This window comes from Mesorhizobium sp. M7A.F.Ca.CA.004.12.1.1, from assembly GCF_003997835.1.
In the GTDB taxonomy this organism is placed as follows: Bacteria; Pseudomonadota; Alphaproteobacteria; order Rhizobiales; family Rhizobiaceae; genus Mesorhizobium.
On the sequence record NZ_RZRK01000247.1, the window covers coordinates 1 to 7588 of the forward strand.

General features: G+C 65.0%; 7 protein-coding genes and 1 pseudogene. 6 read left to right on the forward strand and 2 right to left on the reverse strand.

Annotated features, from left to right (window positions below; translation table 11 throughout):
• Window positions 1–170 (reverse strand): aldolase/citrate lyase family protein (locus EN984_RS15060; protein ID WP_245480066.1); only part of this gene is annotated, 170 nt, incomplete at its 3' end.
• 534 nt (window positions 171–704) lie between these two features.
• Between EN984_RS15060 and EN984_RS15065 the strand changes: the two genes are divergently transcribed.
• Genes EN984_RS15065 through EN984_RS15080 form a run of 4 tightly spaced genes read left to right on the forward strand, consistent with a single transcriptional unit; the run spans window position 705 to window position 5727 of the window.
• Window positions 705–2243, forward strand: coding sequence for a DUF4173 domain-containing protein (locus EN984_RS15065; protein ID WP_127383809.1), 1539 nt, complete (start codon window positions 705–707; stop codon window positions 2241–2243).
• Window positions 2244–2246: 3 nt separating this feature from the next.
• Window positions 2247–2939 (forward strand): response regulator transcription factor, encoded by a 693-nt coding sequence (locus EN984_RS15070; protein WP_127271328.1) that lies wholly within the window; start codon window positions 2247–2249, stop codon window positions 2937–2939.
• Window positions 2930–4531 carry a HAMP domain-containing sensor histidine kinase gene (locus EN984_RS15075; protein WP_127271327.1) on the forward strand — a complete coding sequence of 534 codons (1602 nt, stop codon included), beginning with the start codon at window positions 2930–2932 and terminating at the stop codon, window positions 4529–4531. Before EN984_RS15070 ends, EN984_RS15075 begins: the two co-directional genes overlap by 10 nt.
• A gap of 29 nt (window positions 4532–4560) precedes the next feature.
• On the forward strand, window positions 4561–5727 hold the full coding sequence (locus EN984_RS15080) for an FAD-binding oxidoreductase (protein ID WP_127271325.1): 1167 nt from the start codon (window positions 4561–4563) through the stop codon (window positions 5725–5727).
• Window positions 5728–5920: 193 nt separating this feature from the next.
• On the opposite strand, the gene EN984_RS15085 is transcribed toward EN984_RS15080, so the two are convergent.
• Window positions 5921–6346 (reverse strand): GNAT family N-acetyltransferase, encoded by a 426-nt coding sequence (locus EN984_RS15085; RefSeq protein WP_127271072.1) that lies wholly within the window; start codon window positions 6344–6346, stop codon window positions 5921–5923.
• Between the two features lie 127 nt (window positions 6347–6473).
• Here EN984_RS15085 and leuD point away from each other — a divergent pair, with 127 nt between their 5' ends.
• Window positions 6474–7079, forward strand: coding sequence for a 3-isopropylmalate dehydratase small subunit (gene leuD / locus EN984_RS15090; RefSeq protein ID WP_023810900.1), 606 nt, complete (start codon window positions 6474–6476; stop codon window positions 7077–7079).
• A gap of 61 nt (window positions 7080–7140) precedes the next feature.
• Window positions 7141–7588, forward strand: a pseudogene (locus EN984_RS15095) (hypothetical protein); the annotation flags it as partial.

Here is a 7588-nt window from a genome sequence, read left to right on the forward strand (position 1 = left end):
GCGAAAATGCCGGCCAGTTTTTCGCGAGCGGCGATCTTGTCGGCCGGGGCTACGGCATCCTCGAGGTCGATGATGATGGCGTCGCAGGCAAGCTGCGCGATCTTGGCCAGGGCCTTGTCGTTGGAGGCCGGGATGTAGAGCACGGAGCGGCGCGGGCGGTAGGTTTCCATGGGTGATCTATGCCGCGTGCGGGCAGGTGAGGCAAGCGCGCAGGGCTGTGCCTGAGGCGAGCCATCGCGAAAGCTGGTGCTGCCCCTCACTGTCCTGCCGGACATCTCTCCCCGTAAACGGGGCGAGAGGAGATGGCGGCAACGCCGGCGCCTTTCTTGCGACGCTGGAGATTGGCGAAACCGGCGACAAGAGCGTCCCTCGCCCCGTTTACGGGGAGAGGATGCCGGCAGGCAGGTGAGGGGCAGCGCCGACGTTAGAAAGATGGCGAATTCGACCTCAACAATTGCCTGCACGAAAACTGCACAGGCCTGCGGAAAACCTCCTCCGATCCGCCTCACCCTTTCCCCGCCGGCCTGACAAACAGACGGCATGCAAAACCGAGCAAAACCCCGATGGTCCCTGCCTTACCGGCTGCGCCGCGAAGACTGGTGGCTGGCCGATGCGCCGCGCGTGTGTCCCGTCGCAATCCTCATTCCCTTTGTCCGCAACAGCCCGCCGGCAACCCGGCGGGACGCCATCAGGAAAGCCCGATCATGACAGCGTTGCTCTCCGCCGCGCCGAGCTATTGCAGCCGCTTCGGTGTCGCCATCCTGCTGGCGGCACTTGCGGATTTCCTGTTCTACGGCCAGCCCGCCGGGATCACGGTTTTCCTGTTCGCCCTGCTGATTGCCGCCGCGGTTGTCGCCGTGCATCCGGCGGCTTTCAGCGACGGTCGGGTCTGGCTCAAGCCCATCGCCTCGCTTGTCGCGCTGCTGCCGCTGGCTGAAAACGTCAGCACCCTGTCGGTTTCGATCGCGCTGGCGGCGCTGACCGTCTTTGCCCTTTCGCTGAGCGGGCGGCTGCGGCACAGCATCGCCCGTATTGCCGGGCAGATCGTGCTGTTCGGGCTGGCGGCGCCGTTCCGCTTCGCCAATGATTTCATCCGCTGGCGCAGGACGGCGCGGCGGTTCGGCCGGCGGCGCATCCGGCTGGCGGCGATCGCTGTCTGGGTGATGCCGCTGACGCTGGGCGCGGTCTTCCTGGCGCTGTTCGGCGCCGCCAATCCGGTGATCGACTACTGGCTGTCGCTGATCGACCTCGTGAGGCTGCTCGATCTTATCCAGCTGGCGCGGATTGCCTTCTGGCTGTTCGTGCTCGCTGCTGTCTGGGCTTTTCTGCGGCCGCGCCTGCCGCGCCCGGTTCGCCGCAACCGGCGCGCGGCGCCCGCCGTCAGCGCTCAAGCCGACAAAACCGTCACCACCATCGAAGATATCCTGTTCGGCAAGGCCGCCATCCTGCGCGCCCTGATCGTCTTCAACATCCTGTTTGCGCTGCAGACGGCGCTCGACGCCACCTATCTGTGGGGCGGGGCGGCCCTTCCCGACGGGCTGAGCTACGCGGCCTACGCGCATCGTGGCGCCTATCCCCTGATCGTCACGGCGCTGCTTGCCGCCGGCTTCGTGCTGGCAGCGCTGCGGCCAGGCAGCGAGACCTCGGCCGATCCGCTCATCCGCCGGCTGGTCTACGCCTGGGTGGCGCAAAACATCATGCTGGTGGTCTCGTCGATCCTGCGGCTCGACCTCTATATCGGCATCTATGCATTGACCTATTGGCGCGTCGCTGCCTTTGTCTGGATGGGGCTGGTGGCAGCAGGCCTTGCCCTGATCATCGCTCGCATCGCGCTTAGAAAATCCAACGAATGGCTGCTGTCCGCCAATCTTCTGACGTTATCTCTGACGCTTTATGCCGGCTGTTTCATCAATTTCGCAGCAACGATCGCCAACTACAATGTCGACCATTCCCTCGAAATGACCGGCCAGGGCATTCCCCTAGACGCCTGGTATCTTCACTCGCTCGGTCCAGGCGCGTTTCCCGCACTCGATCGCTTCCTCGAGCAACAGGGCAAGACGGCGGCGGCCGGCACTGTCCGCGAACTGGCTGGCGTGCGCGGCAGCGATGAAATCTGGTATCGAACTATCCAGCAGAACTGGCGGGCCTGGAGCTTTCGCGACTGGCGGCTGCTTCGATATCCCGACACCAAGGGGCCGTTCGTGATTCCCTCCGCTATCGAACCTTCCATGCCGGGCCGCTGATCCATGCCGCATCACATCCTCGTCGCCGACGATGACCCGCACATCCGCGAGGTGATCTGCTTTGCGCTGGAAAAGGCCGGCATGAAAACGACAGGCGTGGCCGACGGTGCCGCCGCCCTGCAGGCGATCGGCCGCCGGGCGCCGGATCTTGTCGTGCTCGACATCGGCATGCCGGAGATGGACGGGCTGGAGGTCTGCCGGCGACTGCGGCACACATCCGATGTGCCGGTGCTGTTCCTGTCCGCGCGCGACGAGGAGATCGATCGCATCCTTGGGCTCGAAATGGGCGGCGACGACTATGTGACGAAACCATTCAGCCCGCGCGAGTTGGTCGCCCGCGTCAACGTCATCCTGCGGCGCGCCCGCCCGGCGGCGGCCGAACCGGTCGACAACAGGCAGTTTTCGCATGGCAAACTGGCTCTGGCGCCGGCCAGTCACGCTGCCAGCTTCGACGGCAAGGCGCTTGCCCTGACGGGGATCGAATTCTCGATCCTGAAGGGATTCCTGGCGCGGCCCGCGCATGTGCTCGACCGCGACGCGGTGATGGCCAGCGCCTATGCCGCAAACATCCATGTCGCCGGCCGCACCGTCGACAGCCATATCCGCAACATCCGCGCCAAGCTGGCAGCAGTGGGTTGCCTGGATGCCATCGAGACCGTGCATGGCGTCGGCTTCCGGCTTGGCCGATGCGGCTGACGACTTCCGGCAAATGGATCGGCCGCAAGTGGCGGCCACGGCTTGCCACGGTCGTCGTCGCCATCCTGATCATGGTGATGGCCCTGCCATTGGTCGGCTTGTTCTTCTTCCGCCTCTACGAGAACCAGCTGATCCGCCAGACCGAAGCGGAGCTGATCGCGCAAGGGGCGGCCATCGCCGCCATCTATGCGCAGGATGTGCGCGACGCCGGCATTGCGGCGGACAAGCTCGGTGCGCCGATGCCGGGGCCAGGCGGGGATTCAAGCCGAAGCGTCAATCCGGGCCCGCTGTACAAGCCGATCGAGCCGCAACTCGATCTCGCCTCCGACTATGTGCTGCCGACCCGGCCGGCGGCGATCGCTGCCACCGCCGATCCTGCCTTCGCGGCGATCGGTGCGCGCCTGTCCGGTATTCTCGACGCCACGCAGAAAACCACGCTGGCCGGCTTCCGGCTGCTCGATCCCCGGGGCGTCGTCATTGCCGGGCGCGGCGAGGTCGGCCAGTCGCTCAGTGCGGCCGAAGAGGTGCGCACAGCACTTGCCGGCAGCTATGCCAGCGCGCTCAGGCTGCGCATCCGCGACCAGCCGGCGCCGCCGCTCTATTCGGTCAGCCGCGGCACCAAGGTGCGTGTCTTCGCCGCTTTGCCGGTGGCCGTCGACGGCAAGGTCGCCGGCGTCGTCTATGTGTCGCGGACGCCCAACAACATCATCAAGCATCTCTATGGCGAACGCGGCAAGGTGACGTTGGCGGCGATTGCCATTCTCGGCGGCACGCTGCTCATCGGCCTCATCTTCCTGCGCACCGTCAGCCGGCCGATCTATGCGCTGATCGACCGCACCGAGCGCATCGCCGCCGGCGACCGCGCGGCGATCAGGCCGCTCGACCATCACGGCACGCGAGAGATGGCGGAGCTTTCCGCCGCCTTCCTCGACATGGCCGAAAAACTGCAGGCGCGTTCCGACAGCATCCAGACGTTCGCCACCCATGTCTCGCACGAACTCAAATCGCCGCTGACAGCGATCCAGGGCGCAGCCGAATTGCTGCGCGATTCCGGTGGCGCGATGGACGATACGGAGCGGCGGCGTTTCTCCAACAATATCGTCACCGATGCGGGACGGCTCAATCTGCTGGTTCGCCGCCTGCTTGACATGGCGCGCGCCGAAAACCTGGCGCCGAGCGGCGAAAGCACATCGATCGGTGCGGCGCTGGCGCTGCTTCCCGTAGACAACAGGCTGGCGGTTAGCATCGGGGCCGGCGGCGACATCAGATTGCACATATCGGCCGAGAACGCGGCTATCGTGCTGGCCAATCTCATCGACAATTCGGCCAGGCACGGCGCGACACAGGTTTCTGTCTCCGCTACGAGCGCCGACGGCAAGGCGAGCCTCCTGGTCAGTGACGACGGCGCCGGTATTTCGCCGAGCAACCGGGCGCGCATTTTCGAGCCGTTTTTCACCACGCGGCGCGAACAGGGCGGCACCGGCATGGGGCTCGGCATCGTGCTGGCCCTCCTGAAAGCGCATGATGGTATGATCGCGCTGGTTGACAGCGAACGCGGCACGCGCTTCGAGATCATTCTGCCGGTGGCGTGAAGGACACCATCGGCCGGATCGGAGAGAACATGCGCTACGACATCGTCATCATCGGCGGAGCCATCGTCGGCTCCTCGGTCGCCTATTACCTGCGTGAGCAAGGGTTTTCCGGCACGATCGCGCTGGTCGAGCGTGATCCGCAATTCGCGCATGCGGCAACGACGCTGTCCATGGCCTCGATCCGCCAGCAATTCTCGATCCCGGAAAACATCCGCCTGTCGCAGTTCACGCTGAAACTGTTTCGGCGGCTGAAGGAAGAGTTCGGGGACGACGCCGATATCGGCTTTCGCGAGGGCGGCTACCTCATCCTTGCCGGCGAGGACGGCTTGCCGATCCTCAAGAGCAATCACGAGGCGCAGATCGCGGAGGGCGCCGACATCGTGCTGGAGGATGCCGCCCAGCTTACGCGCCGGTTCCCGTGGCTGTCGACCGAGGGCATTTCAGCCGGCGCCTATGGCCGCACCGGCGAAGGCTGGTTCGACGCGCATGCGATGCTGACGCTGTTCCGCAAGGCGCTGCGGCAGAAGAAAGTCGATTTCATCGCCGCCGATGTCACCGGCATCGCGCGCGATGGCAACCGCGTCACCGGAGTGAGCCTCGGCAATGGCGAGACGCTGGAGGCTGGCATCGTCGTCAACGCCGCCGGCCCGAACGCCGGCAAGGTGGCTGCCATGGCCGGGCTTGAGCTGCCGGTCGAGCCGCGCAAGCGCAATGTCTTCGTCTTCGAGGCGCGCGAGAAATATGCCGACATGCCGCTGCTGGTCGATCCCTCCGGCATCTATGTCCGTCCGGAAGGCTCGGTCTACCTCACCGGCGGCGCCGAACCGGAGGAAGGCGACCGCGCACCCGACCCCGGCGACTTCGAGGTAAACTGGCCGCTGTTCGAAGAGGTGATCTGGCCGGTGCTGGCGACCCGCATTCCCGCCTTCGAGGCGATCAAGCCGACCCGCGCCTGGGCCGGCCACTACGACTACAACACGCTCGACCAGAACGCGGTGATCGGTCCGCATCCCGAAGTCGGCAATTTCATCTTCGCCAACGGATTCTCCGGCCACGGCCTGCAGCAGGCGCCGGCGGTCGGCAAGGCGCTGGCCGAACTGATCGTTCATGGCGGCTATCGCACGGTGGATTGTTCGGCGTTTGGCTATGGTCGAGTCGCGGAAGGGCGGGCGTTCCGGGAATTGAACGTGATTTGAGCGTTGGCGTTTCCTTCTCCCCCTGTGGGAGAAGGTGTCGCCGAAGGCGACGGATGAGGGGTGTTCCAGGGAACGCCAACGCCTCACTCCGCTGGAACACCCCTCATCCGTCTCGGCGCTGCGCGCCGATCCACCTTCTCCCACAGGGGGAGAAGGCAAGGCGCGCTTCTCTCGTTCCCCAACCAGAGAGATCTCAGCCCTTGCGGTCGAACCAGAATGCATCCGCCATGCGCTTCATGCCGATACGTTCGTAGAAGCCGACGGCGTCGGGCATGGAGATCAGGCTGATGGCGACCGACGGTCCAAGCTGCCGGCGCGCCTCGTCCATCAGGCCCTTGCCGATGCCGAGCCCCTGTGCCGATCGGGAAACGGCGAGTTCGGAGATGTAGCAGACCCAGGAGAAGTCGGTGATGCCTCTGATCACGCCGACCAGCGGCTTGCCTTCGACGTCGAGACGCGCGGTCAGCACCAGATTGGCGCCCGACAGCATCGCCCGCAGGCGTGCTTCATCATCGACCGGCCGTGTCTCGCCGAGGCCGGATTCGACCAGCACACGCCGGAATTCGGCGATGTCGAGCGCGGGTTCACGCGCATAGAGGACGTGTGCGTTTTCTGCCATGGCCGCCAGACTGCACCATCGGGCTGGCTTGTGCCACTGTGCACGAACAGTTGCCTTTTATTTGCTGCCGGCTTTGTGTAAACCGTGCCTCAGCAATCCCCCCGCAACGAAAACACGGGCAAAAGCCATGGAAAAGTTCACCAAGCTCACCGGCGTCGCCGCTCCGATGCCGATCGTCAATGTCGACACCGACATGATCATCCCGAAGGATTACCTCAAGACGATCAAGCGCACCGGGCTCGGCACCGGCCTGTTCGCCGAAATGCGCTACAAGGATGACGGCTCGGAAAATCCGGATTTCGTGCTCAACAAGCCGGCCTACCGCAAGGCGCAGATCCTGGTTGCCGGCGACAATTTCGGCTGCGGTTCCAGCCGCGAGCACGCACCATGGGCGCTGCTCGACTTCGGCATTCGCTGCGTCATCTCGACCTCGTTCGCCGACATTTTCTACAACAACTGCTTCAAGAACGGCATTTTGCCGATCACCGTCAGCCCCGAGGATCTCGAGAAGCTGATGGATGACGCCTCGCGCGGTTCCAATGCCACAGTGTCGGTCGACCTCGAAGCCAAGGAAATCCGCGGTCCCGACGGCGGTGTCGTCACCTTCGACCTCGACGACTTCAAGCGGCACTGCCTGCTCAACGGTCTCGACGACATCGGCCTGACCATGGAGAAGGCCGGCGCCATCGCGTCGTTCGAGAAGCGGAACGCCGAACAGCGCCCCTGGGCCTGAGTCGCAGGATCTGACCCGGCCGCCACAGGCCGGGTTCGTGGCGGCGAACGGAGGGACAGTCATGACACGTTTGCTTCTTGCCGGCGTTTGCGGGCTGGCCTTGTTGCTAGGGCAAACCGTGAGCGCGTTCGCGCAGACACAGGCACCCGCCACCCAGCCGGCCCCGGCGACGGACCAGCCGTCCGCCGATCAGGGGACGAACGCCGCCGACGCTGCCGATGACGACAAGCAGGCGCCCGTCCCTTTCGAAGGCGGCACGCTGACCATCACCCAGAAGGAACAGTATGGCGAGAAGGTGCTTGCCTATGACGGCCAGCAGCTGGCCAGCAATTATGACGTCTTCTTCGACAAAATAGTCGAGGTCGGCGGCGTCAAGGTGGCGCTGTTCGATGTGGGCGACGGCGGCAATCAATGCGGGCCGGCGACGGTGATCGTCTGGAAACCGGAAGGCGGCACCATCCAGAGCACGACAGTCGAGCAGGACCAGTGCGGCGCACCGCCCTCGGCGG

What these genes read in the sequence shown, in the direction of transcription:
- EN984_RS15070 (WP_127271328.1), top strand. Translation starts at nt 2,247, where the DNA reads ATGCCGCATCACATCCTCGTCGCCGACGATGACCCGCACATCCGCGAG.
- EN984_RS15085 (WP_127271072.1), bottom strand. Translation starts at nt 6,346, where the DNA reads ATGGCAGAAAACGCACACGTCCTCTATGCGCGTGAACCCGCGCTCGAC.
- EN984_RS15065 (WP_127383809.1), top strand. Translation starts at nt 705, where the DNA reads ATGACAGCGTTGCTCTCCGCCGCGCCGAGCTATTGCAGCCGCTTCGGT.
- EN984_RS15075 (WP_127271327.1), top strand. Translation starts at nt 2,930, where the DNA reads ATGCGGCTGACGACTTCCGGCAAATGGATCGGCCGCAAGTGGCGGCCA.
- leuD (WP_023810900.1), top strand. Translation starts at nt 6,474, where the DNA reads ATGGAAAAGTTCACCAAGCTCACCGGCGTCGCCGCTCCGATGCCGATC.
- EN984_RS15080 (WP_127271325.1), top strand. Translation starts at nt 4,561, where the DNA reads ATGCGCTACGACATCGTCATCATCGGCGGAGCCATCGTCGGCTCCTCG.